Below are 26,393 nucleotides of genomic sequence, written 5' to 3' on the forward strand. Positions count from 1 at the left end.
AGATAAAATAACGTAAAAAATTAGCAAATAAGATACGATATATTATTGATTAAATAAATAACTTTTTATAACTTCAACAAGTTGAAGTGGGTTGTTTATATCCAAAATGGGTAAAAAAGCATCTAACGGCTCATCACTAGCAATAGCCAAGGTAAAATCATCAATAAAAAACGGTTTTTTAACGGAACTTCGGTGACAAATAATTTTAGGAATTTGCTCATCTTTAAAGCCCTCAACTAAAATAATATCAACATCAGAAAATTGATTAATTAAAGTCTGCAAATCGGCAGGTTTATTGGGTGTTTCACAAATTAAAGCGTAACGGTTATCACAAGCTACAATTGTTTGTAATGATCCAGCTTTACGCAATTTATAGCTATCTTTTCCTGGAATATCCAATTCAACATCGTGATGCGTATGCTTTAAAGTCGCCACCTTAAAGCCTTGCTCAACAAGTAGCGGAATAACCTTCGCCAACAAGGTAGTTTTACCACTACCACTGTAACCACAAATAGCGAGCGTTTTTTTTATATTCATTATTTCTTGGTTCAAAAATGGTTATACTCAATTTAAACCTAATATACACTATTTTCTACCTCGAAAGAGATAAAACCACTGCAAAAGCCACTAAAATTACAACTCAAACAACACCACAGTCAACTATAAACGTTTGATTTGGTTGAAAATAAAAACTTCAATAAAATCAATAGCATACCTGAATAATTTTAGAGCAAAAACACGCCTATAGCACCACAATATTAATATGCTTGCCTTATCAGAGCGCCAAAATATACCGATAACTAAGTAAAGCTAGCACGCCAAACTTGGCTGTTGGGTGTGTTTGTGTTTTAGATGTTATCAGCAATATTAATTATTCCGCAAAAATCAAAAAGTCCTAAAGCTAATACCCTATTTTAATTATAAAATTCACCTATCTCTAAAGCTGAACTGTTTTCATCTTTACATTTCTTTACAAAAAAGTTCGCAAAAAAACTAGTCAATCATTCCTTAAACGGCTATACTTTCATCGCTTTAGAAAAATGAGCTTATTAAATAAGCGAATAAACATAAAAATTAAAATAAAACAAAATATTAATTGACAGGTAAAACGAAATGCAGTACCCTTTTAGGCACAAGCAAACTTATGTCTTAAATTTATCAAATAATCCTATTCGACGAGTTTTTGCACGAAACTCATTTATATCATCGAAATTATCTCTTGAATTATTATCGAAATTATCCACAAAACTATCTTTAAAAATTCCATTGGCAGTAGTGCCTTTGTTGTTATTGCCGTACTCTTTAGAATCGCAGGCATTATCGGCCACGACTTCTGAGCGCATTCATGGTACTGCACCTTATTTAACCTTTGATGGCGGTGTTACTAAAGTGACTGAAATAAGGGAATTATTAGGTATTAAGTTATCAGACGGCCGAACATTCACACCGCAAAATAATCCTTCATCATCGACAGCGCCAATCGAGTTACCTAATGTAGGGGATACTTTTGCTGATATTGAAATGATAGTTCCGTCATCAAGCGACTCAATAAATATAAATGACTTAGTAACACAAGGTAAATGGGGCGATGATGATGGGGATGGACAGGGAGCAGGTGAAGTTACTGCATCAGGAAGTATATCGTTAGTAATAAAGGATAAAGATGGCAATACCGTTAATCGTAGTGATGCATTAGATATATGTAAAGCACCTTATAAGGTAACCTTAGGTAGTTCAGGGGGAACTTTAGAGACTCGTTATGGCATGCCGAATAGTAGTACTTTTAGTGGAGGAACAGCGGAGTATTATATCACTCCGCCATCACAGCCCGTTATTTGTTCGGTCAGGCCGAATTTGTTGTATGGTGGCACAGTAGGTATTGATGCTTGGGATAAACCAAGCTTCGCTGGTCCTGCTAACATATGGAGTCCTACTAAGGGTTTTTTAGTTCAGTCAACAAACCCATCATTTTACGATTTAAATTTTCCAACGACTGGTTCAGATGGCTTGTATTTTGATTTGGATATAGTTGGGGTAGATGCAAGCCAATTGAGTTGGACAGTTACTACGCTTGGTGATATAACGGCAACGGTGAGTTGGACAAGTCCGCGTACAGGGACATTGACAGACCCATGGGGAGGTACGATGCAAGCCGATAAATGGATTACTGATAAATCCAAGAATGTAACACGGGTGACGTTGCATGGTCCAGAGGCAAGAAGCCAGTGGAGGAATCCTAGTCCTAGTCAAATTACCGTGCCATCTTTGCCGCAGACATTTGAGTTGGTTGGTAGGGATAGTCGAGGTAATGAGGTTCGTTATGGATTTGTATTAAGGCAGTGGTTCGTCAATCGGGGTAGGGAAAGTGGAGATTATAGTGATCAATTAGCATGGTGTAGAAGTTTGGGTTATCGAATGCCACGGGTAAGAGATTTAACCAATTCAAAGTATAATAATTTAGGCGCCACGCCGTCGTCGTCAGGTTATTATTACATGCGTTACATAGGTGCAGGATTTTTCACGGAGTGGGGCGTCATGGACTACTACACTGATGCGGGCTTCGTCGGCAGCGCCTACTGGACGAGCGACGTAGAAAGCAGCCAGTTCGATGTCGTCTCGCTCAACGGCCACGTCGACGGCTACGGTGCCAGCATCTCCGGCTATGTCCTTTGCTCCGCACCTTAGCTTTTAGCGTTTATTTCTTAATCCTTAGGGCGCGGAAGGGGGTTACGGTGCCTGAGGGGATAATATAAAAAAGAATAAAGCCCCCGCGTAAGTTGGGGCGCTGAGCAGGCAAAGTCTGTGAACCTAGCGCTTTAATGACTGAAAGTCAAAACAATGCTTCGACCGATACAATTTTCAAGCTTGCGCTTTTGCTATTAACTGACTGTTATTAACAAGCTGTTATTAATAGCTATTATCAAATAACAAAAGCGCTTTTATTAAAAAGCCAAATTCAATGTAATAAAAAACTAGCCTATAAGTGTTTGATTTTATTTAGAAATGCAAATAAAAACTCCAATAAAATCAATAGTCTACCTGAACGTTTTTAGAGCAAAAACACGCTTATAGCACCACAATGCTAATATGCTTGCCTTATCACAGCATCAAAATATACCGATAACGAAATAAAGCTAGCACGCCAAACAGGGCTGTTGGGTGTGTTTGTGTTTTAGATGTTATTAGCAATATTAATTATTCCGCAAAAATCAAAAAGTCCTAAAGCTAACACCCTATTTTTTATGAAAATAAATGATTATTTATCTTCTTTCTGATTAAATGAATTAAGCACCTCTAGCGTGTTGATATTGCTAAAACAAACTGCTTTATCGCTAAAATCAACCGATTTAGCACTGATTTGTTCTAAAAACAGCATCAGCTTGCGTTCGCCTTGCTTTAAATAGATTTTTAGTTGTTGAGTAACTGTTTTATGAATAAGTAGAATGGTTGGATGGTGATATTGTCCATCATATGGATAAATAGCACTGTTATTTGCCGTATAAACAGCTAAGCGGTCAATTAAATCATCCGGCAAAAAAGGCGTGTCACAACTGACAAATAAGTTCCAATCGGTTTTGCTGCGTAATAAACCACTGTAAATCCCCGATAATGGTCCACAAAATCCTGCTAGGTCATCACTAAATATAGGATAACCTGCTTTTTGGTATTGTTCTGTGTGACGATTGCAATTAATCATGATTGCATCAACGTGAGGTTTGATGCAATCAATGACATGTTGATAAAGTGGTTTTTGATGTAATAATAATAGTCCTTTGTCGTTGCCATTCATACGGGTACTTTTACCTCCAGCTAGAATGATTGCAGTAATAGAGGGTTTTTCCATAAATTATTTCTCTTTTACGTTGCGAAAAAACAAAATAACATTACTATATAGTAATGTTATTGCAAGTTGTAGCGTATCATTTTTAATGATTGCTTAATTATCATTATCTTCGAAAAATTTGAAGATTTACTAAAGGTAACAATTATGAAATGTCATCGTATTGATGAAGTAATGGAATTATTGCAACCCGCATGGGAAGGGGATTCTGATCTTAATTTATTACAATTTTTAGCTAAATTAGGTCAAGAGGCTGGTTTTGAAGGTGAATTAAAAGATTTGAGTGATGAAGTTTTAATTTATCATTTAAAAATGCGAGGTTCGGATAAGAATGATGTTATTCCGGGTCTAAAAAAAGATTATGAAGAAGATTTTAAAACCGCATTGTTAAAAGCTCGTGGAATTATAAAAGAATAAGGAGAATCATTAAAATGAAAAAAACACTTATCGCAATTAGTATTTTGCTTTTTTCTGTAAACTGTTTTGCAAATGAAAGCCCAACTATTACTAAGGCCGACACCTCAGCGAATGCATTTGAGCCGATTGAATTAGGTAAACAATATGCCGCGCTACCAACTAATCCATCGCCAGATAAAGAAGTTATTGAGTTCTTTTCGTTTAATTGCCCAAGCTGTTTTAGATTTGAAATTCAAAATCAAGGTCCTCAAACTATTAGCAAGGCTTTACCAGAAGGTGTTAAATTCAAACGCTACCATTTAGAAGATTTTGGACCATTAGCTAAAGATCTTGCGCAAGCATGGGCTGTGGCTAATGTTCTAGGTATAGAAGATAAAGCTTCAGATGCACTTTATAATGCGGTTCAAAAAGATAAAACGATAAAAACAGCAGATGACATTAAAGCTGTTTTTGAAAAATTAGGTGTTAGTAATGAAGTGTATGATAAAACAAAAGATAGCTTTTTGGTTAAATCATTTATGGTACAACAAGCAGATGCGATTAAAGAGATGAAACCAGATTCAATCCCTACGGTTATTGTTAATCGTAAGTTTTTTATCATAGCAAATCAACTTAATGTAACTAGTGATGATGCATTTATTAATGATTATGCAAGAGTTACTGCATTTGTTGCAGGGTTAGATCCTAATGCAAAAATAGAAGAAAAAGCGCATTCTGATAAAAAATAAATGGTTAACAAGTTTAAAAACAACATAAGTTAATCACTTATTTTTGACGTTTTAAGTCCCATTGTATCATTTTGTACAATGGGATTTTTTATTATAGTAAAATTGCTATTCTCGTTCTAAAGCATAAATTGGATCGAGTTTAGCTGCCCGTCTAGCAGGGAAATAACCAAAAATAATACCAATTATACTTGAGAAACTAAATGCCGCTATAATAGCTATTGCCGAGAAATTCATTGCAAATGATGTAACAACAGAATTAAAAATAAAGCCAATGGCAAACGAGAGTACAATACCTATTGTTCCGCCAATTAAACATACTAATACAGCTTCAATTAAAAATTGCTGTAATATGTCGCTTGACCGAGCACCAACGGCCATTCGTACGCCAATTTCTCGAGTTCTTTCTGTGACTGATACTAACATGATATTCATCACACCAATACCGCCAACAACGAGTGAAATCAGCGCAATAGCCGAAACTAATAACGTCATTACCCAAGCGGATGAGTTGATTGTTTCTCGTATATTATCGGAATTAAAGATGAAAAAATCTTTTGTACCATGTCGTTGTAACATAATTCGATTAATAGCTTGTTCAGCAACAGATAAATTAACATTATCTTTAACACGTACTGTAATGCTTTTTAACGAAGTTTGACCTACCATGCGGTTAATCACGGTAGTATAAGGTAACCAAACATTCAGGCTTTCATTGCTACCAAATCCTTGCTGTTGTTTAGTTGCAACACCAATTATTCTTACTGGTAACTGTCCAACCATTAAAATTTTTCCAATTGGGTTTTGATTTGCAAATAACCGTTTAACAGTATTGTCATCAATCACTGCATCTTGTGCCGAGGCAATAATACTTGCTTCATCAAAAGATTTTCCTTGAGAAATAGTGTAACCACGAACCGCAAAAAATTGCTCTCCTACACCATTTACTGTTCCAGTTACTGCTAAATTATTAATTCGGAAATAAACACTGGTTGCAAGGTTAGGAGTCGTACTGTGGACAAAGTTTTGTTGCGCCAAAAAATCTGCGTCTGATGAGCGTAATGTAGTAATTTTATCCGCATTACGATCACCAAAGCCCGATCCTGCATAGATTTCTAACGTGCTAGTTCCTAATGAGTTAATGTTAGATAAAATTTTCTGCTTTGTGCCTTGTCCTAATGCAACAACAGAGACTACCGAGGCAATGCCAATAATTATGCCTAACATGGTTAAAAATGTCCGTAATCGCTGCGAAAGCATTGATAGCATGGCCATTTTAAAAGCATCTCGAAAACGGTAATATTTTGCTAGTAGATTATCTTGGGTTCTGGTTGCTTCGATTTGCTTAACTTGTCGATTATCATTTTGATCAAATTGATAATTAGGGTTAATAGAATCAGAAATAATATTACCGTCACTAATTTCAACAATCCTTTGGGCACTTTGGGCAATATTTGAATCGTGGGTAACAATGATAACAGTGTGACCTTGTTGATGTAACTCTTGTAAGATAGCCATCACTTCTAAACCACTTTTACGATCGAGTGCTCCCGTTGGTTCATCAGCTAAAATGATTTGTCCACCGTTAATTAAGGCTCTGGCAATACTGACCCGCTGTTGTTGCCCTCCAGATAACTGGTTAGGTTTATTGTGGATTTTTTCGGCAAGCCCTAAACGTGTTAAAATTTCGTTCGCTCTTTTTTGACGTTGTTCATTGGTAACACCAGCATAAATAGCAGGGATTTCTACATTGCCTTGTGCGGTTAGTGCATTTAATAAATGGTAACGTTGAAAGATAAAACCAAAATGCTCACGGCGTAATTGAGCTAACTCATCAGGTGACAATTCACTTGTTGTGCGTCCTCCAATAGAATAAGTGCCTGAGGTCGGTTTATCTAAACAGCCTAAAATATTCATCAAAGTGGATTTACCCGATCCTGATGCGCCAATTATCGCCACCATTTCACCAGCATTAATTGTTAGATTTATGCTTTTAAGAACCTGTATGGTTGAATCGCCTGCTGGAAATTCACGAACAATATTCTCAAGCTTAATAAGAGGTATATTATTGACCATATTAGAATCGAATCCTTGGGGCTCTTGCATTATTACCACCTAGTGAAGCGCCATTAGTACTACTGACCACAACCATATCACCCTCTTTAATCCCCGATTTTATCTCAACATTGACATTATTATCGATACCCAAAGTAACTTCGTGTTCTTCGATCTCATTATGTTTATCTAACAGGTAAATAATGGCTTTATTATTGCCCAATTTTTTTTGAATTGCTTGAGATGGAATGGTTAGTACATCTTTTGCTTCAGACAAGACAATATAAACTTGCGCTGTCATTGAAATTCTTAATACATGGTCGGGATTATCTACATCAAATAATCCATTATAATAAATTGCGCTTTTTGTTGTTGATGATGAGTTTGACGAGGTTGTTTCAGTGTTAATTGAGTCTGGTGCAGGCTCTATAGCCCTTAGTGTTAAACCCTCAAAACGTCTATTCGGTTGGCCTAAAATGGTAAAGTAAACAGGCATTCCTTTTTTTACATTGATCACATCAGCTTCAGAAATTTGCGCTTCAATGGTCATTTTATCAAGTTGAGCTACTTTAACAATGGTTGGTGCACTTTGAACAGAGTTAACAGTTTGTCCTTCATTGACTGGAATGGCAACAATCACTCCATCAATAGGGGAGCGAATTTTAGTATATCCCAAATTAACTTTGGCGGTATCGACTGCAATTTGTGCTTTAACGATATCAGCATCAAGTGCTGCAATATCGGCTTTGATTGCATCGAGTTCAGCTTTTGCCGCATCTAACTCCGATTGAACGCCAACGCCTTTATGAACGAGTTTATACTGGCGATCATAGGTTAATTGATTGTTAACTAATCTCGCTTTTTTTGCTTCACGTTGTGCCTCTAAACTATTAAGTGACGCTTCAGATTGTTTTAAATCATTGCTTTGTTTGAGATCGTCAATCTCAGCAATCATATCGCCTTGTTTAACTTCATCGCCCAACTCAACATAGAGTTTTTTAATTTGTCCAGAAACCTGTGCACCAACACTAACTTGTTTAAAAGCACTAATTGTTCCATCAGCTAGTACGGTTTTTTCAATATTACCTTTGGTAACTGGTGAGGTAATATAATTAGCTGTAGGCTCTGAATGAGATATGATTAAACATACAATATAAATAATTGTAAAGAAGATGGTAGCTATAACTAAATATTTAATTTTCATTAATTTTAACAATGTTTTTCACCCTTTATTTTCTTATTGTAATTTTAACATTTTATCGTAATAACGAAAATGATATTGATAATTATTATTAATAAATTGTAATAATTATGAAATTTTAAATTTTAAACTAATTTATAGAAATTCTTCGTGTTGTTTATTGTAATTTGAGGAACTATTGTAATAAACATGAATAAAAAAAGTAAAATTGATCAAACCTACCTATCCACTAATAAGTGGAAAAGCAAAAAGAGTGATACGTACTTAAATGAAGATGTGGCATCGTCAATAAACATTTAGCAACTCAAAAATAAAAAACAAATTTTTACGTGATTTATTAACTATTATAATATGGCTAAACTGCATAAAATGATTGCGAGGAAAATACTTTATGAGTTTTTATAGGATTATTTTAACTTGAAGTGTAAACAACCTAGTGTTTTTCTACATTTTGTAATTAGAAAAAAATCTGACAAAAGAACAAGAATGGTCTCTTTTATTGAATACATTGGGCTTTATTCTAAAATAAGATAAAATGATCTTAGAAAATGTTATGGGATAATTATTTATGGTTGAACAAAAAAAAGAAGGGTTTTTCTCTCGTTTAAAAAAAGGTCTTTTTAAGACTAAACAAAATATTGGTTCAGGTTTTCTTAGTTTATTTAAAGGGAAAAGGATCGATGATGCTTTATTCGAAGAATTAGAAGAGCAGTTACTTATTGCTGATGTAGGTTTTGACACAACCCAAAAAATTATTGATTCCTTAACTAAACAAGCATCAAGAAAAGAGCTAAAAGATGCTGATGCATTACATGATCTTTTAAAACAGGAAATGAAATCTATTTTAGATGGAGTAGATAAGCCCCTTGATATAGAAAGCCATAAACCATTTGTAATATTGATGGTTGGTGTTAATGGTGTTGGAAAAACAACAACAATTGGCAAATTGGCTCGTCAATTTCAACAACAAGGCAAATCGGTTATGCTTGCGGCGGGTGATACCTTTCGGGCAGCGGCTGTTGAGCAATTACAAGTTTGGGGAGAACGGAATAATATCCCTGTTATTGCTCAGCATACTAATGCAGATTCCGCTTCTGTCATTTATGATGCAATACAAGCAGCAAAAGCCAAAAAAATAGATATATTAATAGCCGATACTGCAGGGCGCTTACAAAATAAATCTCATTTAATGGATGAGTTAAAAAAAATAGTACGCGTAATTAAGAAACACGATGAAACAGCACCCCATGAAATTATGTTGACTATTGATGCTGGTACTGGTCAAAATGCGGTTAGCCAAACCAAACTATTTAATGAGGCTGTTGGTGTCACTGGGATGACATTAACTAAATTAGATGGTACTGCAAAAGGGGGAATTATCTTTAGTATTGCCGATCAGTTTAATATTCCTATTCGTTATATTGGTGTCGGGGAGAAAATTGAAGATTTAAGACCTTTTGTTGCTGATGATTTTATCAATGCTTTGTTTGATGAAACAGATGGTTAGAGAGTGTCATGATTCAATTTCAGCGCGTAAGTAAAGTGTATTCTGGCGGTAAACCAGCACTACAAAATATTAGCTTCACTTTATTACCTGGTGAAATGGCTTTTTTAACTGGACACTCAGGGGCTGGTAAAAGTACGCTAATGCGATTAATTTGTGGGTTAGAAAGAGCAAATGATGGCAAAGTGTTGTTAAATGGTGTTGATGTTTCAAGTTTAAGACGCCAAGAGATGCCATTTCTACGTCGCACAATTGGTATGATTTTTCAAGATCACCAATTACTGATGGATCACACTGTTTATGATAATGTAGCTATTCCATTAATTATTTTAGGTAAACCAGCTGAAGAAATTAAAAGAAGAGTTTCCGCTTCACTGGATAAAGTTGGATTACTTAATAAGATGGAATTTTATCCAATACAGTTATCTGGTGGTGAACAGCAGCGAGTAGGTATCGCTCGTGCTATTGTTAATCGTCCTAGTGTTTTGCTTGCTGATGAACCCACAGGTAATTTAGATGATAAACTATCAAAAGATATCTTAAAGCTTTTTGAAGAATTTAATCAAGCTGGTGTAACGATTTTGATGGCAACGCATAATATGGGACTGATACGGCGCAAGCACCATCGAATATTGCATTTAAATCAGGGACGTTTAGAGATTAAAAATTAATGAGCTTAACTAATATCAAACCTAGTAAATCGAAGAAGAATGAAAATAGCTTTTTCTCTCGCTGGATAAGACAAATCGGTTATGCATGGCGTAACACGTTTAATGACTTTTCTCAGCATATTATTGCTTCATTACTGACCATTTTTGTTATTGCTATTTCAATTACTATACCAACTATCAGCTATTTACTTTGGAAAAACGCTAGTCAAACTGCACAGCAATGGAATCCAACTCCCAGTTTGACTGTTTATATCAATAAAGAATTAACATCAGAACAAACAACTGAATTGATTGCTAAAATTAAATTTTATGATGAAGTTGATCAGGTTGAATATCTTTCCAAAGATGAAACAAAAGAAGAATTCGAAACGTGGTCTGGGTTTAGTGATGCACTCGATTTGCTAGATGAAAATCCATTACCTGCAGTAGCAATTGTTATTCCTAAAGATGAGGCAAAAAAGACAGCTGTGTTACATCGATTACAAAAAGAATTGCTTACCATTGATGGTATTGATGATATAAAATTAGATGATAGTTGGTTTACTCGTTTAACAGCACTAACTGATATGGTTAAATCTATCGTATGGATTATTTCTATATTTATGATTATAGCTGTATCTCTTGTGATTGGTAATAGCATCCGTTTAAATATATTCTCTAGAAAACAGACGATTATGGTTATGCAATTAATTGGGGCAACAGAAGGATTTATTTTGCGTCCTTTTCTTTATAGTGGAATGTTTATTAGTTTTATTAGCGCTATTATAGCGTTAGTGTTATCGGAAATATTTATTTATCAAATAGAGTTAATTATGTTGAATGTTTCTGATACATTTGGAACAATAATTCATATTGAAGGGCTATTATGGGATGAGAGTTTATTGATTGTCCTTATAACAGCTAGTATTGGGTGGCTTTCATCGTTGATTGCGACTAAGAAATACTTAAAAATAGCACAAATTGTCTAGCTATTTTGCTATAAATTGCCAAGATATATATCAATTTAATAAAAGGCTAATATTAAGTAAAATATTTTAAGTATTTTAGTTAAAATAGTGAACTAATTTATAATTCATTGGTCTAACATTGTAATAAACGCTAGTTTAACGTTTTTATTGTTGCATATTTAATGTAACGAAATTTATTATTTAAGGGGGAATTAAATGAGTACTGATTTAAAAATGCAAGTAGGTGCTTTAATCCCACAAGGAAATATAGAATCATACCTTCGCATGATTAACACCTATCCAATGTTAACTGCAGAAGAAGAAAAATCATTAGGTGAAAAACTCTATTATCACGATGATGTAGATGCTGCTCGCCAGTTAATTTTATCTCATTTACGATTTGTAGCGCATATTGCCCGTGGTTATTCGGGTTATGGTTTACCACAAGCTGACTTAATTCAAGAAGGTAATATTGGCTTGATGAAAGCAGTACGCCGTTTCAATCCTGAAATGGGTGTTCGTTTGGTCTCATTTGCTGTGCATTGGATAAAAGCTGAGATCCATGAATATGTATTAAAAAATTGGCGTATTGTTAAAGTTGCAACAACAAAGGCGCAAAGAAAGCTATTTTTTAATCTAAGAAAAACTAAACAACGTTTAGGTTGGTTCAGTAATGCAGAAGTGGATATGGTAGCAGATGAATTAGGTGTAAGTCGTAAAGATGTACTTGAAATGGAATCACGTATGTCGGCACAAGATATGTCATTTGATATAGATAGTGATGACGATGATAATTCAATTATTGCACCAGCACTTTACTTAGAAGATAGCAATTCTGATTTCTCAAAATCAATTGAAAATGATAATTGGGAAAATGATGCGACAGATAGGCTACATGATGCATTATTAAAATTAGATGAACGTAGCCAAGATATTATTAAAGCACGTTGGTTAGATTCTGATGAAAGCAAATCAACTTTACAGGTCTTAGCCGATAAATATAGTGTTTCAGCAGAGCGTATCCGACAGCTTGAAAAAAATGCAATGAAAAAGTTAAGAGTTGCTATTGAAGCATAATTTTTTCATTTATAATTTTTTAATTAGTGTTAACTTCCTAAACCTTACTTTTTAAAAAAGTAAGTTTTTTTTTTATAACTTAAACTTATGAAATAAGAAAAAAATCATTGTTTATATTTTGACTATTTATTATTTTTTATTTGATACTATGCTGTGTTCGCTTTTTATAAAATAAAAGGATTAAAATAAACACAGATATGATTAAGTTATATTTTCGATTGAGTCAATCTGTAAATATAGTAGTGATTTAATTTTTAAACAGAAAAGAGACCTAAAAAAACAATCAAACCAACATAATTATTATTCATAAATGCGCTAAAACATTTGTTTCTTTCTCGATCTTTTATCAACCATTGTTGGTAAATAAATAATGCTGTAACTAATAATAAAGCAATATAAACTATCAACGATAGTTGGTTGATTAAACTAATCAATAATAAACCAATAACAGAAGCTATCTGTAATAATCCAATGATTAATTTATCATAACGTCCAAATAAGATGGCAGTGGATTTTATACCAATTTTTACATCATCGTTGCGATCAACCATCGCATATTCGGTGTCATAGGCAATTGTCCAACAAATATTAACAAAGAAAAGCAACCAACAGGTTAATGGAAACTGCTCAATAGTTGCTGCATACACCATCGGAATGCTCCAACTAAATGCGATACCTAAGATGATCTGAGGTAAATGGGTATAACGCTTCATAAAAGGATAAATCAGCGCAGTTAATAACGCAAAACAGCCTATCAACCATGATAGTTTATTTAAAGTTAGCAATAAGCAAAGAGCAATAAATAATAATACAAATAACGTCCATAATGCGTTCTTTTCAGTCAATGCTCCACGAGCCAGTGGGCGATTTTTAGTCCGTTCAACATGTGCATCTAAATGACGATCAGCATAATCATTCACTACACAACCTGCCGAGCGCATTACAAATACGCCAAGTATAAAAATAATTGTTATGTAAATAGAAGGGTGTCCCGCAAGCCAAATTGCCCAAAGGGTAGGCCAGAGTAAAAGCAATGAGCCAATAGGTCTATCTAATCGCATTAGTTGTAAATAGGCTAGCATTAATTATTTACCTTGAAAAAAGCATAGCATGGATTATACCGATTAAGATAAAAGCTGCAATGTTACAGTATGACAAGTTACAATTCAGCATTAAGTAAAATAATCATTTACCTGAAATAACTATTTTTTCAAAAAATAGAAAATACAATTAAAGCATCTGCAAATATTGATCAGCAATCATAGCTAATGCCCGATAAAATGGACTTATCTCATTTTGCTTTAGTCTTTTTAAATAGGTTGAAGACCAGATCAATAAATGTTCATTGATTAACTGTTTTGCTGCTGTATAGTTATTATTTTCAAGCAACATGGCATACGCCATTAGCATTAATCCAAATTGATCTTCGGGTTCGTTCATTCCTGTATTGAGTGTCAAACCATGTTGCTGCAGAAATTGGCGGTAGCATTCTTGTGATTCGCCTAGTAATAAATGTTCTTTATCAAGGTAAAATGATCCCCATGGTGGTGCAGGCATTGTTCCTTGACCTTCAAATAGTAACGAAAATTGATAATTAAGCTCAGAGTCATCGATGTGATTTGCTAATATATTGCACTGTTCAGAAATAATACAAGGATTTAACCATTCGACTAAATCATCAATATGCAATAATGCCTGTATTAATGGTGTAGTAACTTTATTATTTGGTGGATAATAAAAAAAAGTACTAAGTAGTTTTGCTAATGTGATTCTGGTTATGTTATCCAAATAAATATCCTTGAAGGTTTGTTTTTTGCGCCTAAAAACAATAAAGAGACAAGAGCTGCTGAACTTTTGTATTAATGATAACCCTCCTTTATGTTTTTAGCCATATCAAACAATGGTTAATAACCATATTGTAGAAATTAATCGTATTATTTGCAGTAATTTGAGAAACGGTGGTAATGAATATACATAAAAAAATTAATTTCTTCTCAATTGGTAAGAGATATGGCAATTATATCATTAAGAAAAAATAACTTTCACTAATTTGGTTAGACGCTTTATGGTCAGTTGTCTAACTGCCTTATAAATTTTTATACTTAAACGTAGTGTTACCTGAAACTTTTTTATATTAATATAATTTTTCACAATATTAAACATAAATCAAGCTGTCATTATTTTATTTTTTGATATATGTCAAAATTAATAAATTCATATCTGTTTTTCCCTTTATTTCCATTTGATTAAAGATTATCATTACAACCAGTAAGGATGTTAATTGCTTCCAATATAATAAATTAAAACGTAATGTCAGCTTTCTAAGGAGTCCATATGCTATTTAACCGTAGGCAGTTCTTTAAGATCTGTGCTGGTGGTATGGCTGGAACAACGGTAGCTACGCTTGGTTTTTCTCCAAATGTAGCGCTTGCTCAAACTCGCCAATATAAGTTATTGAAATCAAAAGAAACTAGAAATAATTGTACTTACTGCTCTGTTGGCTGTGGTATGTTGCTATATAGCCGTGGCGATGGGGCTAAAAATGCCGAATCGTCTATTTTCCATGTAGAAGGAGATCCCGATCATCCTGTTAGTCGAGGCTCTCTTTGCCCTAAAGGTGCAGGTGTTCTGGATTATGTAAAAAGTGAACAACGAGTTAAATATCCTGAATATCGTGCCCCTGGTTCAGATAAATGGCAACAAATAAGTTGGGATGAAGCCATTGATCGTATTGCTCGTTTAATGAAAGCTGATCGAGATAAAAATTTTGTTGAAAAAAATGCGGAAGGCACAACAGTCAATCGCTGGACAACAACAGGCTGGCTTGTTACCTCAGCAGCTAGTAATGAAACAGGTTGGTTAGCGTTCAAAGTTGCTCGCGCATTAGGTATGTTAAGCCTTGAAACCCAAGCTAGAGTTTGTCATGGTCCTTCTGTATCTAGCTTAGCGGCTACTTTTGGTCGCGGCGCCATGACTAACAACTGGAATGATATCAAAAATGCTAATGTTGTTATCGTAATGGGGGGAAATGCAGCTGAAGCTCATCCGGTTGGTTTTAAATGGGCTATAGAAGCAAAAATTAATAATGGTGCTGAACTAATTGCCATTGACCCTCGTTTTCATCGAACAGCCTCAGTGGCTGATTTGTATGTACCTATTCGCTCAGGTTCTGATATTGCTTTTCTACTTGGTATTATCAATTATCTTATTAGCAATAACGAAGTTAATTTTGACTACTTAGTTACTCATAGTAATGCAAGCCTAATTGTTCGTGATAATTTTAATTTTGATGAAGCTACAGGGCTATTTAGTGGTTATGAAGCTGATACCAAACAGTATGATCAGACAAGTTGGGCATATCAAAAGGATGACAACGGGTATGCTCTTCGGGATAAAACGTTAAGTCATCCCCGTTGTGTATGGAATCTATTAAAACAGCATGTCAAACGTTATACACCCGAAATGGTAAATAAAATAACGGGAAGTCCTATTGAAGGTTTTTTGCATGTTTGCCGCTCACTTGCTAGCACTAAAACTAACAATAGAGCAGCCACATTTTTATATGCATTAGGTTGGACTCAGCATACTTATGGATCACAAATTATCCGTACTGCTGCCATGATTCAGCTTATTTTAGGCAATATTGGCGTAATGGGCGGAGGTATTAACGCACTACGTGGACATTCAAATATTCAAGGCTTAACTGATGTTGGTTTATTATCAAATCGTCTGCCTGCTTATCTTGATTTACCAAAAGATTCTCAAGTTTCACTTACTCAGTACCTAGATGAAAAAACACCAAAACCACTTGGTCCAAGCGAAGTGAATTTTTGGGGGAATTATCCAAAATTCTTTGTCAGCTTTATGAAATCAATGTACGGTGATAAATCGACTAAAGATAACGATTGGGGATTTGATTGGTTACCTAAATGGGATAAAACCTACGATGTTTTAAGATTTAGCAAAATGATGCGTGATGGTCAAGCCAATGGCTTTATTTGTCAGGGCTTTAACCCACTTGCTGCACTTCCCGATAAAAATAGTATTCGCGAAGGTTTGTCTAATTTAAAATTCTTGGTGAGCATTGATCCAATGCCAACAGAAACAGCTGAGTTTTGGAAAAACCATGGCGAATCTAATGATGTAGATTCTAGCAAAATTCAAACCGAAGTATTTAGATTGCCATCAAACTGTTTTGCAGAAGAAAACGGTACAATAGTTAACTCATCTCGCTGGCTACAATGGCACTGGGCAGCAGCAAGACCGCCTTATGAAGCTTTATATGATCCTGAAATTATTGCGCGTATCTTTTTGAGAATAAAAGAGCTGTATGCTGAAGAAGGTGGTGCTTATTACGAGCCAATTGAAAACTTAGTTTGGGATTATAAGGAGCCAGAAGGCCCAGCGGCTGAGGAATTAGCCAAAGATTATAATGGACGAGCACTTGCTGATATAACCGACGAAAATGGCAATGTTATTCTTAAAAAAGGTCAATTACTAAGTGGTTTTTCACAATTAAAAGCAGATGGTACAACTTCATCGGGTATTTGGATATTCTGTGGTTGTTGGACAGAACAAGGTAACCAAATGGCAAGGCGTGATCCAAGCGATCCATCTGGTAAAGGTGTTCATGCTGGTTGGGCATGGTCGTGGCCGATGAATCGACGAGTACTTTATAACCGCGCTTCAACGGATGAAAATGGTAAACCATGGGATCCTAAACGAGTTTTAGTAAAATGGAATGGCTCAAGTTGGGTAGGCAATGATGTACCTGATTTTACAGCAACATTACCACCAAGTAGTGGGGCAGGTGCTTTTATCATGAATAATGATGGTTTAGGTGGGTTATTTTGTTTAAATCGGTTAGTCGATGGGCCGTTCCCAGAGCACTATGAACCGTTTGAAACACCTATTAGTAATAATCCATTGCATCCAAATCAAGTCAGCAGCCCTGTAGCTCGCGCATTTAAAGAAGATTTGGCTCGCTTAGGGAATGCTAGCGAATTTCCTTATGTTGGTACCACTTATAGTATCACTGAACATTTCCATTTTTGGACGCAACATGCAAGGTTAGCTTCAATTACTCAACCCGAGCAATTTGTTGAGTTAAGTGAAAATCTTGCCCTCAAAAAAGGAATCAAATTAGGTGATATGGTTAAAATCACTTCACATCGAGGTTATATTAAAGCTAAAGCAGTTGTGACTAAACGTCTTCCAACTTTAACAGTTGATGGTAAAGAGATCGAAACCATTGGAATCCCAATAGTATGGGGATTCACAGGTCAGACAAAGAAAGGTTTTTTGGTTAATGAATTGACGCCACATTTAGGTGATGCAAATTCACAAACACCAGAATATAAATCATTCTTAGTCAATATCGAAAAAGTTACTACAGCGGCATAAGGTGGGAGGATAAATTATGTCATTACAAACTCAAGATATTATACGCCGCTCAGCAACTAATGCTTTAACTCCAGCGCCACGAGCTAGGGACTATCAACAAGAAGTTGCAAAACTTATTGATGTGACCACCTGTATAGGTTGTAAAGCATGTCAGGTTGCTTGTAGTGAATGGAATGATCTTCGAGCAGAAGTTGGCAATACTGTTGGTGTTTATGATAATCCTGCCGATTTAGAGCCAAAAGCATGGACTGTAATGCGGTATTCAGAAGTCGAGATAAATGGAAAATTTGAATGGTTAATTCGTAAAGATGGCTGTATGCACTGTTCTGATCCTGGTTGTTTGAAAGCATGCCCATCAGAAGGTGCTATCATTCAATATGCTAATGGTATTGTTGATTTTCAATCGGAACACTGTATTGGTTGTGGCTACTGTGTAGCAGGTTGTCCGTTCAATATTCCACGAATTAGTAAAGAAGATAATCACTCCTATAAATGTACATTATGTGTCGATCGCGTTGCTGTGGGTCAAGAACCCGCCTGCGTTAAAACTTGCCCTACTGGCGCTATACACTTTGGTACTAAACAAGATATGATTCGCCATGCTGAACACAGAATTGTAGATTTGAAAAAACGTGGTTTTGAACATGCTGGTCTTTATGACCCGCAAGGAGTTGGGGGAACACATGTTATGTATGTTCTTCATCATGCAGATCAGCCAGAATTGTATCACGGCTTACCAAAAAACCCTAAAATTAGTGAAATTGTCAGATTTTGGAAGGGTATTTGGAAACCATTATCTGCAGCTGCATTTGTGGCAACTTTTAGTGGTTTGCTGTTCCATTACATGGGCGTTGGTGCAATTGAAGTTGATGAAGAAGACATTGAAGAAGAAAAAGAAGCAGATAAACAAGCTCGAAAGCGTTTAGGCTTGCCTGTTTTAGAACAGAAAATTGACTCTAATTCATCACAACAGGAGAATCATCATGGATAAGAAAAGCATGATATTAAGAACACCACTTATTGTTCGCTTCTGTCATTGGTGTATGGTCTGTCTGTTTATCTTGACTGCACTATCTGGCTTATCTTTATTTTTTCCATCTATAAAACTGTTTGGATTATTTCTTGGTACGCCACAATTAGTAAGAGCATTGCATCCATTTTTAGGGTGCATTGTTTTTGTTTTACTCATGTTTATGTTTATAAAACTTGCTCACCATAATATTCCAAATAAAAATGATCTTTTATGGATTAAAAACTTTAAACATGTCATTTTGGGCAAAGAAAGAGGCATTCCAATAGGCAAATATAATGTAGGACAAAAGTTTTTATTTTGGTGCATTATGGGGTTAATTTTAGTTTTATTTGTTACAGGTCTCATCATGTGGCGCCGTTATTTTGCGGATAATTTTTCTGTTCCAGTTGTCCGTATTGCGATATTTCTTCATTCTCTTGCTGCAATTGGCTTAATTCTGCTTGCAATTGGTCATGCTTATATGGCAATTTGGGTTAAAGGTTCCATTAAAGGGATGATAACTGGCTATGTTTCGCGTGCTTGGGCACAAAAAAATCATTCAACTTGGTATGAAGAAGAAATGGAAAAGATCTATCAAAATGAACTAAAGTTAAAGGCTAAATCTGAAGAAGAATCTACAGATATTAAGCATAAACCAGCATAGTAACTTGCCTGCATCTATAATGGTATTTTCCGCTGATAGTAACTATCAGCGGTGACATTTTAATAGTAAAAATAAAAAGCAGTGATGAATAAAATCACAATTAATGAGCATTTATAATGAGTATAAAAATTATCCCCCAAGAACAACTTGAACAACAAGCCATAAACTCAGTTATTAGACAAATCCCGTTACTATTTTATCCATCACCTAAAACACTTTATACTCATCGAGCAGAACGTTTAAAAACTCTTGCAAACAATAATCCAATTAGTGATTATTTGAATTTTTGTGCAATTATAGCTGAACAACAAGCCAATTTAGTTAAACATAAGCCTATAGATATTGATGTATCGTGTTTATTAAATAGCGAATATCCTCCACTTAGTTTAGCTAATTTACCTCTTAAAGATACTTGGCAAGATTACTTTACTTCATTACTCGACTCATTTTCTGATACCACGCAGCAAATCGCTATAGTCATTGAACAGCTTAAAAAAAATGGCGCTTTAGAATTACAAAATAAAGCATTACATTTGCTTAAAGGAGACTTTGATAAAGTTGATGGTAATGAAGCAATATTTATTTGGTCATCATTATCTGTTTATTATTGCCAACTGGCTAGTCAAATTAAAAGTAAAGCTATCGCAGAAAATACAGATAAACTCTGGTTATGTCCAGTTTGTAATAGTATGCCTACTGCTAGTATTATTCAATTAGGCGGTAACAACGGATTACGCTATTTACATTGTAGTTTATGTGAAAGTGAATGGTATGTACCTAGAATTAAATGTACCTGTTGCGATAATATGAAGGACATACAATACCTCTCCTTAGAAAAAGAACTCGCTGCAATTAAAACCGAGTGTTGTGATGCTTGCCATAGCTATTTAAAAATATTTGATCAAGATAAAGATCCTCATATTGAAGTCATCGCGGATGATATTGCTTCGCTAATATTAGATATCAAAACCGAAGAAGAAGGGTTTGCTAAAAGTGGGATAAATCCTTTTATATTTGCTCAGTAAAAAACAAAGATACTGATAATATAGTTTTATAGGCATTATATCGAATATGAAATAATTCATTCAAAGCTCATTAATTATTTAACTATTTTACAATAACGATTATTTTGTAACATGATCATCAAATAAATAAAATACAGCTTCACATTTTTGATTAATAAAGCTAGAATTAAACTATTGTACTAGTTTGCGAGTTTAATTCATGAAACGTTTTATTTTATTAGTAACAATATTATTGCTTACACCTTTTTTAAGTTTTGCAGATACAATTAAAAATGTGGCCATTACGGCAATTGTTGAACATCCTTCATTAGATCAAATCCGCGATGGTGTTAAAGATGAATTAGCAGACAGCGGCTATACGTTAAACAAAAATTTAACTGTCCAATACAAAAGTGCACAAGGAAGTAGCGCTACTGCCGCTCAAATTGCAAGGCAATTTGTCGCATCAAAACCTGATGTTATTGTAGCAATTGCGACACCAAGTGCACAAGCAACAGCTGCAGCGACCAAACAAATTCCTATTGTATTTGCTGGAATTACCGATCCTATCGCCGCTAAATTAATTAAAGATTGGCAACCCGCTGGCACAAACATTACTGGTGTATCAGATTATCAAGAAATTGGCCCACAAATCGAATTTATGAAAAAAATTGTACCTAATGTTAAATCAGTAGGATATATTTATAGTCCAAGTGAAATTAATTCAACTGTGGTATTAAAAAATCTACAAACTCTTTTATCTCAACAAAATATTAATTTTATTGCGGTACCTGCTCAACGAACTGCTGATATTTCAACTGCTGCCAATACATTAAAAGGTAAAGTAGACTTAATTTACACGACAACCGATAACAATGTTGTTTCAGCCTATGAGTCATTAGTCAAATTTGCAAATGAAAATAAAATTCCTCTTTTAGCATCGTTCCCTGATGCGATTGAACGAGGAGCCGTTGCTGCATACGGCATGAGCTACTATGATGTAGGACGCCAATCAGGTAAGCTTGTTGTGCGCATATTAAAAGGTGAAAAACCAGGAAGTATAACTCCAGAAATAGGGCAAGCATTACGCCTTGTTGTTAATAGTGATGCAGCTAAAAAACAAGGGGTTGCTTTGCCTCCTGAGGTAATTCAATCTGCAGACAAAATCATAGGAAAATAATTAAGCCCTACTTCACTAAAATTAATTAAAAATTTTGCTACACTTAGTAGTTAGGTGAGCAAAAAAATGTAACCTACAGTAATCCAATAACTGGATTAACATCAATTAATCCAGTTTACCAAGTTAACATCAAACCACCGATAATGTGTAATAAAAAATTTACACTCATAGCTATTTTTATACTAGAAAATTATCTTTTTTTGCTTTATAGTAACTTAATATTTAGCTTGATTGTAAAAAAAACATTACAGGAGTGCTCTATGCGTAATTCTATCATTAAACTTTGTATGTTACTTAGTTTATCGTTAGCAACATTTTATTCTTTCGCTGAGTCTAAAACCGAACAAAAATTTGTTGCCATTACAGCAATTGTTGAACACCCCGCATTAGATAATGTGCGTAAAGGTGTTGAGGATGAGTTAAAAGATAGCGGTTATATTGCTGGAAAAAATTTAAAGTTACAATTTTTAAGCGCACAAGGCAGTAGTGCAAATGCAGCCCAAATTGCTAAACAATTTGTAGCAAATAAACCAGATGTTATTGTAGGAATTGCCACACCAAGTTCGCAAGCATTAGTTGCTACAACAAAACTTATTCCTATTGTTTTCACTGCCGTTACCGATCCCGTAGCAGCTAAATTAACCCCAAGTTGGGATGCATCAAAAACAAATGTAACAGGCGTATCTGACGCCTTATCACTAGATTCTCAAATCGATATGATGCTAAAAATAAAACCTGATGCTAAAAACATTGGTTATGTTTATAGCCCTAGCGAAGTTAACTCAACAATCATACTAAAACAATTACAAAATGAGCTAGAAAAACGAGGTATGAAAATTATTGCCGCTCCTGCGCAACGCACTTCGGATATATCTACTGCGGCTAGAAGTTTAAAAGGTAAGGTTGATATGATTTATACTACTACCGATAATAATGTGGTTTCTGCTTATGAAGCTTTAGCAAAAGTGGCTAATGAAAGTAAAATTCCTCTTATTGCATCCAACCCTGAATCGGCAGAACGTGGTGCTATTGCCGCTTTAGGCATGAGTTATTATGATCTTGGTCGTCAAGCTGGTAAAATTGTTATCCGTATACTTAACGGCGAAAATCCTGGTGATATTCCACCACAAGTGGGTAATGTTACTCAATTAACAATTAATAAAAAAGCGGCTGAACGCCAAGGTGTTATATTATCTGAAAATGTATTAAAATCAGCTACCAAAATTGTTGAAAAATAATTTTTACTTTTTTTATAACTAAGCCGCCAACTTTGGCGGTTAACTTTTATGGATTTTTTTCATGTCTTCTGAATTTTTATTAGGCTCAATTGGAATTGGGCTTATTTATGCGTTGGTGAGTTTGGGCGTATTTATCTCGTTTCGTTTACTTGATTTCCCAGATCTTACTGCTGATGCAAGTTTTCCACTTGGTGGAGCGATATGTGGATTATGCATTTATATCGGTATCGATCCTTGGATTGCAACGTTATTAGGTATGTTTGCTGGCTGTCTTGCTGGAGCAATGACAGGAATACTGTATGTTAAACTCAATATTCTTCAATTATTATCAAGTATTATTGTAATGATAGGACTCTATTCTATCAATTTAAGAATATTAGGTGTTGGTCCGTATATTATGGATGAAACATCAAGAATGGCAGGATCCCCTAATCTTTCTTTACTTGATGCCAAAACTATATTTTCACCATTTATTGCTGAAGATTACAGCAACCAATATATTGTACAACCTCTTATGGCTTTAGGATTTGTCATTGTGTTTTGGGCTTTACTCAATGCGTTTTTAAATACCCAAATGGGATTGGCCTTAAGAGCAACTGGCACCAACCAACGAATGGCAAAATCGCAAGGCATTCCGACTGGAAGAGTCACAATTATTGGTATGGCTATATCAAATGGTTTAATTGCTCTCGGAGGTTCATTATTTGTACAAACACAAGGTGGAGCTGATATCACCATTGGTGTTGGTACAATTGTAATCGGTCTTGCATCAATTATTATTGGTGAAAGCTTATTCCCCGCTAAACGAATTTGGGCTGTGATGCTAGCAGTTATTGTTGGTTCTATTTTATATCGTTTATTTATTGCATTTGCACTTAGTAATGAGTTTTTACAAGAAATCGGGGTTGGAACAGAAGATTTAAATCTAATTACGGCGATACTCGTTGTGCTGGCTCTTGTTGTGCCTAAGCAATTAAAAAAACACGCAAAAATAAGAGGTAAGTAAGCATGATTAAAGTTGAACAATTACAATTAACTTTTAATCAGGGTACACCAATTGAAAATCATGTATTACGAGGACTAAACCTGAATATTAGTGAAGGTGAATTTGTTACCATAATTGGTAGTAACGGAGCAGGTAAAAGTTCTTTATTGAATGTGATTAGTGGCGATTTACTTCCTGATTCAGGAAAAATTGCTATTAATGGTAAAAATGTCACTCGCTGGCCAGCATGGAAACGAGCTAGTATGGTTGCTCGTGTATTTCAAGACCCCATGGTTGGCACATGTGAAAACTTAACTATTGAAGAAAATCTCGCTATAGCTTATAACCGAGGATATCGTTTTACCTTATCTTCAGCTCTTAATCGAAATATCAGATCAATATTTAAAGAAAAACTTGCTACTTTAAATTTAGGTCTTGAAAATCGATTATCGGATATGATGGGATTACTCTCGGGAGGTCAAAGACAAGCTATTAGTTTGTTAATGTCAACTTTACAACCATCTAAAATATTATTGCTTGATGAACATACCGCAGCGCTTGATCCTAAAACTGCACAGTTTGTTTTAGAGCTAACCAATGAAATTGTTTCAAAAAAACAATTAACAACAATGATGGTGACTCACTCTATGAAACAAGCATTAGAATATGGCACCCGAACGGTAATGCTTCATCAAGGACAAGTTGTGCTTGATGTATCTGGAGAACAACGAGCTAAATTAACTGTAACGGATTTATTAGATATGTTTGAAAAAACACGTGGTGAAAAAGTTACCGATGATGCTTTGCTTTTAGGTTAATCATCAAAAAGCAATATTTCTGATAGAAATATTGCTTTTTATCTATAGCAATTAACTCCATTACCACTTAATTTGCTGTTGCTAGTGACGGGATATAACTTAAACCTAATTTATTAAGCTTATCTGTATAAAACTGTTTTATATCACTCCAACGATAATAAGGATATTGCACTGATTTTATAGGTAAATGTACTTCACGCTCGTTTAATAATACTTTAACTAATACAGGCTGATTTTCTTTCTCGCTTTTATAAAAAATCCATTGAATATTAGCCCCCATAGGAATAATTTTATCCGCTTGCCAAACAGCATAATAATCAAAAATAGACTCAGCAATAGCGGATGTACCTTCAATTTCAAGTAAAGTGGCTAAAGGCGAAATGGTTTCAGCATGGGCAAAACGCAAATTGGCATCAATATTATTATTCGCTATTGCAATATCGGCAGTGTTTAACATATCCCACAACAATGGAGCGGCAATTTTTATTTGGATACTATTGGCATCAAAAGCAGGACCAATTTCCAGATAGTTTTTAGCCGTAACTACGGTATTAAGCCAAGTATTTTCATCAACCGAAAAATACGGATCAAGATCAAAATAATTATCCTTTAATACTTGCGGCGAAAATGCTTGTAGCTCTTGATACAATTGATAAACCGAAATCACAAAATCCCGTGTTTTTACTGATGATTTATCGACAACCTCAATGCCCTTATCTAGCTTTTGGATAAAATCATCAGCAAAAATCTTTTTTACTACCTGTTCGCTTATTTGCTGTGTTTTAGGCGCATTCTCTATCAATTTCACCGAATCTTTCACTACTTTACTGTGTTTATATTCATTATAAACTGATGAATAATCAAAAAAGCGCAATAACGTTTGTTGATCTTCGGGCTGCTGTGTAACATGGATATCAGGATATTTAGATTTGAAAGAACTAATGAATATTTCTGCGGTTTCTTTGGCTCTAGGGGTTCGAGATGAAACAACATCAATTTTATTTCCTTTAAAAACAGTTGGATTATTCTCCTGCATACGCTGACTAATAAAAGCAATATCTTTACGACCAAAATCAGTAAGCTCGCCGTAATGATTTTTATTTAACTCAGCAATACGAATTATCTGCCTAAATAAATCTTTTCCTAAGCTAGTCAATTGATTTTGCTTTTCAGCCATTAACAAAATTTGATAAGCAATATCTTCAGATTTTGGTTTACTGATATAACGTGAGCCATGTCGTCCAACATGATCAATGTAAAAAGCCATATACCCTGTCGGCGCTGGTGTAATCTTTTGTTCAGCATCATATTGATAGGCTGTTTTAGAACCCACACACATAGTTTGTTGAGCAAGACTTACAGAAGAAAACGCACATAAAAAAACAATAAACCACTTACGAAAACGAACCATAACCATTCGCTTTTCCCCTTGAAATAAACAACGTTAATATACCATTAAAAATGGCCTCAACATCACTATCTATAGTGTAGATTAGCATAAAAATCAAAATAAGCAGTACTTATAAAATGATAGTGTTAATAAAACAATATCTATAAAACTATTTCACAAAAAAGATGATTATTTTCATAACACTCTTTCATTTTTCGTAAAAAAGATTATCTTATTAGACACTCGATACAACTTCCTTTT

The 26,393-nt window shown here is 34.7% G+C and carries 21 protein-coding genes and 1 pseudogene; 15 read left to right on the forward strand and 7 right to left on the reverse strand.

Features of this window, described 5'->3' with window-relative positions:
* Nucleotides 1-42 precede the first annotated feature (42 nt).
* Nucleotides 43-537 (reverse strand): molybdopterin-guanine dinucleotide biosynthesis protein B, encoded by a 495-nt coding sequence (gene mobB, locus A9G38_RS01310; protein WP_034913496.1) that lies wholly within the window; start codon nt 535-537, stop codon nt 43-45.
* Nucleotides 538-1,113: 576 nt separating this feature from the next.
* Between mobB and A9G38_RS01320 the strand changes: the two genes are divergently transcribed.
* On the forward strand, nt 1,114-2,685 hold the full coding sequence (locus A9G38_RS01320; protein ID WP_141671675.1) for a hypothetical protein: 1,572 nt from the start codon (nt 1,114-1,116) through the stop codon (nt 2,683-2,685).
* 571 nt (nt 2,686-3,256) lie between these two features.
* Here A9G38_RS01320 and mobA read toward each other — a convergent pair.
* The gene (gene mobA / locus A9G38_RS01325; protein WP_034911795.1) at nt 3,257-3,844 is read right to left on the reverse strand and encodes a molybdenum cofactor guanylyltransferase MobA; all 588 of its coding nucleotides are present in this window, start codon (nt 3,842-3,844) and stop codon (nt 3,257-3,259) included.
* A 144-nt stretch (nt 3,845-3,988) separates the two neighbouring features.
* Here mobA and A9G38_RS01330 point away from each other — a divergent pair, with 144 nt between their 5' ends.
* Together A9G38_RS01330 and A9G38_RS01335 are read left to right on the forward strand one after the other, a co-directional pair.
* The gene (locus tag A9G38_RS01330) at nt 3,989-4,258 is read left to right on the forward strand and encodes a YihD family protein (RefSeq protein WP_034911797.1); all 270 of its coding nucleotides are present in this window, start codon (nt 3,989-3,991) and stop codon (nt 4,256-4,258) included.
* Nucleotides 4,259-4,272: 14 nt separating this feature from the next.
* Nucleotides 4,273-4,986, forward strand: coding sequence for a DsbA family protein (locus A9G38_RS01335; protein ID WP_051634209.1), 714 nt, complete (start codon nt 4,273-4,275; stop codon nt 4,984-4,986).
* A gap of 105 nt (nt 4,987-5,091) precedes the next feature.
* Here the strand turns inward: A9G38_RS01335 and A9G38_RS01340 are convergent, their stop codons facing one another.
* Nucleotides 5,092-7,089, reverse strand: a complete 1,998-nt coding sequence (locus A9G38_RS01340) for a MacB family efflux pump subunit (RefSeq protein WP_238552641.1) — start codon at nt 7,087-7,089, stop codon at nt 5,092-5,094.
* Entirely contained in the window at nt 7,061-8,242 is a 1,182-nt protein-coding gene (locus A9G38_RS01345) for an efflux RND transporter periplasmic adaptor subunit (RefSeq protein ID WP_034911860.1), read from the reverse strand. The genes A9G38_RS01340 and A9G38_RS01345 overlap by 29 nt, the downstream gene beginning before the upstream one ends.
* A 580-nt stretch (nt 8,243-8,822) precedes the next feature.
* Here A9G38_RS01345 and ftsY point away from each other — a divergent pair.
* The 4 genes and pseudogenes from ftsY to rpoH all read left to right on the forward strand — a co-directional run.
* Nucleotides 8,823-9,746: pseudogene (ftsY, locus tag A9G38_RS01350) on the forward strand (signal recognition particle-docking protein FtsY); the annotation flags it as partial.
* Nucleotides 9,747-9,754: 8 nt separating this feature from the next.
* Complete coding sequence (ftsE, locus tag A9G38_RS01355; RefSeq protein ID WP_034911799.1) at nt 9,755-10,414, forward strand: cell division ATP-binding protein FtsE; 660 nt, start codon at nt 9,755-9,757, stop codon at nt 10,412-10,414.
* Nucleotides 10,414-11,382 (forward strand): permease-like cell division protein FtsX, encoded by a 969-nt coding sequence (gene ftsX / locus A9G38_RS01360; RefSeq protein ID WP_034911801.1) that lies wholly within the window; start codon nt 10,414-10,416, stop codon nt 11,380-11,382. The genes ftsE and ftsX overlap by 1 nt, the downstream gene beginning before the upstream one ends.
* Nucleotides 11,383-11,577: 195 nt before the next feature.
* Complete coding sequence (rpoH, locus tag A9G38_RS01365; protein ID WP_034911804.1) at nt 11,578-12,438, forward strand: RNA polymerase sigma factor RpoH; 861 nt, start codon at nt 11,578-11,580, stop codon at nt 12,436-12,438.
* 254 nt (nt 12,439-12,692) lie between these two features.
* Here rpoH and ubiA read toward each other — a convergent pair whose 3' ends face one another.
* Nucleotides 12,693-13,520, reverse strand: coding sequence for a 4-hydroxybenzoate octaprenyltransferase (gene ubiA, locus A9G38_RS01370; protein WP_034911807.1), 828 nt, complete (start codon nt 13,518-13,520; stop codon nt 12,693-12,695).
* 148 nt (nt 13,521-13,668) lie between these two features.
* Nucleotides 13,669-14,226, reverse strand: a complete 558-nt coding sequence (locus tag A9G38_RS01375) for a TorD/DmsD family molecular chaperone (RefSeq protein ID WP_162162650.1) — start codon at nt 14,224-14,226, stop codon at nt 13,669-13,671.
* Between the two features lie 546 nt (nt 14,227-14,772).
* On the opposite strand from A9G38_RS01375, the gene fdnG reads away from it, so the two are divergent.
* The 8 genes from fdnG to A9G38_RS01415 all read left to right on the forward strand — a co-directional run bounded on the left by fdnG (nt 14,773) and on the right by A9G38_RS01415 (nt 24,742).
* A complete protein-coding gene (gene fdnG, locus A9G38_RS01380) occupies nt 14,773-17,841 on the forward strand; it encodes a formate dehydrogenase-N subunit alpha (protein ID WP_080702331.1) in 3,069 nt (1,022 codons plus the stop codon).
* A gap of 16 nt (nt 17,842-17,857) precedes the next feature.
* Complete coding sequence (gene fdxH, locus A9G38_RS01385) at nt 17,858-18,832, forward strand: formate dehydrogenase subunit beta (protein ID WP_051634210.1); 975 nt, start codon at nt 17,858-17,860, stop codon at nt 18,830-18,832.
* Entirely contained in the window at nt 18,825-19,517 is a 693-nt protein-coding gene (locus tag A9G38_RS01390) for a formate dehydrogenase subunit gamma (protein WP_051634211.1), read from the forward strand. Before fdxH ends, A9G38_RS01390 begins: the two co-directional genes overlap by 8 nt.
* 116 nt (nt 19,518-19,633) lie before the next feature.
* Nucleotides 19,634-20,542 carry a formate dehydrogenase accessory protein FdhE gene (fdhE, locus tag A9G38_RS01395; protein WP_034911809.1) on the forward strand — a complete coding sequence of 303 codons (909 nt, stop codon included), beginning with the start codon at nt 19,634-19,636 and terminating at the stop codon, nt 20,540-20,542.
* Between the two features lie 199 nt (nt 20,543-20,741).
* Nucleotides 20,742-21,701, forward strand: coding sequence for an ABC transporter substrate-binding protein (locus tag A9G38_RS01400; RefSeq protein WP_034911812.1), 960 nt, complete (start codon nt 20,742-20,744; stop codon nt 21,699-21,701).
* A gap of 260 nt (nt 21,702-21,961) precedes the next feature.
* Entirely contained in the window at nt 21,962-22,939 is a 978-nt protein-coding gene (locus A9G38_RS01405) for an ABC transporter substrate-binding protein (protein WP_051634212.1), read from the forward strand.
* Nucleotides 22,940-23,000: 61 nt separating this feature from the next.
* Entirely contained in the window at nt 23,001-23,945 is a 945-nt protein-coding gene (locus A9G38_RS01410; RefSeq protein ID WP_034911815.1) for an ABC transporter permease, read from the forward strand.
* A gap of 2 nt (nt 23,946-23,947) precedes the next feature.
* The gene (locus A9G38_RS01415) at nt 23,948-24,742 is read left to right on the forward strand and encodes an ABC transporter ATP-binding protein (RefSeq protein WP_034911817.1); all 795 of its coding nucleotides are present in this window, start codon (nt 23,948-23,950) and stop codon (nt 24,740-24,742) included.
* 67 nt (nt 24,743-24,809) lie between these two features.
* Here A9G38_RS01415 and A9G38_RS01420 read toward each other — a convergent pair whose 3' ends face one another.
* Nucleotides 24,810-26,159, reverse strand: a complete 1,350-nt coding sequence (locus A9G38_RS01420; RefSeq protein WP_034911821.1) for a histidine-type phosphatase — start codon at nt 26,157-26,159, stop codon at nt 24,810-24,812.
* Nucleotides 26,160-26,393 lie beyond the last annotated feature (234 nt).

This window comes from Gilliamella sp. Imp1-1 (assembly GCF_001690415.1).
In the GTDB taxonomy this organism is placed as follows: Bacteria; Pseudomonadota; Gammaproteobacteria; order Enterobacterales; family Orbaceae; genus Gilliamella; species Gilliamella bombi.

Excerpts from the sequence above, each read along its gene's own strand:
- mobB (WP_034913496.1), bottom strand. The coding sequence starts at position 537 with ATGAATATAAAAAAAACGCTCGCTATTTGTGGTTACAGTGGTAGTGGT.
- A9G38_RS01320 (WP_141671675.1), top strand. The coding sequence starts at position 1,114 with ATGCAGTACCCTTTTAGGCACAAGCAAACTTATGTCTTAAATTTATCA.
- mobA (WP_034911795.1), bottom strand. The coding sequence starts at position 3,844 with ATGGAAAAACCCTCTATTACTGCAATCATTCTAGCTGGAGGTAAAAGT.
- A9G38_RS01330 (WP_034911797.1), top strand. The coding sequence starts at position 3,989 with ATGAAATGTCATCGTATTGATGAAGTAATGGAATTATTGCAACCCGCA.
- A9G38_RS01335 (WP_051634209.1), top strand. The coding sequence starts at position 4,273 with ATGAAAAAAACACTTATCGCAATTAGTATTTTGCTTTTTTCTGTAAAC.
- A9G38_RS01340 (WP_238552641.1), bottom strand. The coding sequence starts at position 7,089 with ATGCAAGAGCCCCAAGGATTCGATTCTAATATGGTCAATAATATACCT.
- A9G38_RS01345 (WP_034911860.1), bottom strand. The coding sequence starts at position 8,242 with ATGAAAATTAAATATTTAGTTATAGCTACCATCTTCTTTACAATTATT.
- ftsE (WP_034911799.1), top strand. The coding sequence starts at position 9,755 with ATGATTCAATTTCAGCGCGTAAGTAAAGTGTATTCTGGCGGTAAACCA.
- ftsX (WP_034911801.1), top strand. The coding sequence starts at position 10,414 with ATGAGCTTAACTAATATCAAACCTAGTAAATCGAAGAAGAATGAAAAT.
- rpoH (WP_034911804.1), top strand. The coding sequence starts at position 11,578 with ATGAGTACTGATTTAAAAATGCAAGTAGGTGCTTTAATCCCACAAGGA.
- ubiA (WP_034911807.1), bottom strand. The coding sequence starts at position 13,520 with ATGCTAGCCTATTTACAACTAATGCGATTAGATAGACCTATTGGCTCA.
- fdnG (WP_080702331.1), top strand. The coding sequence starts at position 14,773 with ATGCTATTTAACCGTAGGCAGTTCTTTAAGATCTGTGCTGGTGGTATG.
- fdxH (WP_051634210.1), top strand. The coding sequence starts at position 17,858 with ATGTCATTACAAACTCAAGATATTATACGCCGCTCAGCAACTAATGCT.
- A9G38_RS01390 (WP_051634211.1), top strand. The coding sequence starts at position 18,825 with ATGGATAAGAAAAGCATGATATTAAGAACACCACTTATTGTTCGCTTC.
- fdhE (WP_034911809.1), top strand. The coding sequence starts at position 19,634 with ATGAGTATAAAAATTATCCCCCAAGAACAACTTGAACAACAAGCCATA.
- A9G38_RS01400 (WP_034911812.1), top strand. The coding sequence starts at position 20,742 with ATGAAACGTTTTATTTTATTAGTAACAATATTATTGCTTACACCTTTT.
- A9G38_RS01405 (WP_051634212.1), top strand. The coding sequence starts at position 21,962 with ATGCGTAATTCTATCATTAAACTTTGTATGTTACTTAGTTTATCGTTA.
- A9G38_RS01410 (WP_034911815.1), top strand. The coding sequence starts at position 23,001 with ATGTCTTCTGAATTTTTATTAGGCTCAATTGGAATTGGGCTTATTTAT.
- A9G38_RS01415 (WP_034911817.1), top strand. The coding sequence starts at position 23,948 with ATGATTAAAGTTGAACAATTACAATTAACTTTTAATCAGGGTACACCA.
- A9G38_RS01420 (WP_034911821.1), bottom strand. The coding sequence starts at position 26,159 with ATGGTTATGGTTCGTTTTCGTAAGTGGTTTATTGTTTTTTTATGTGCG.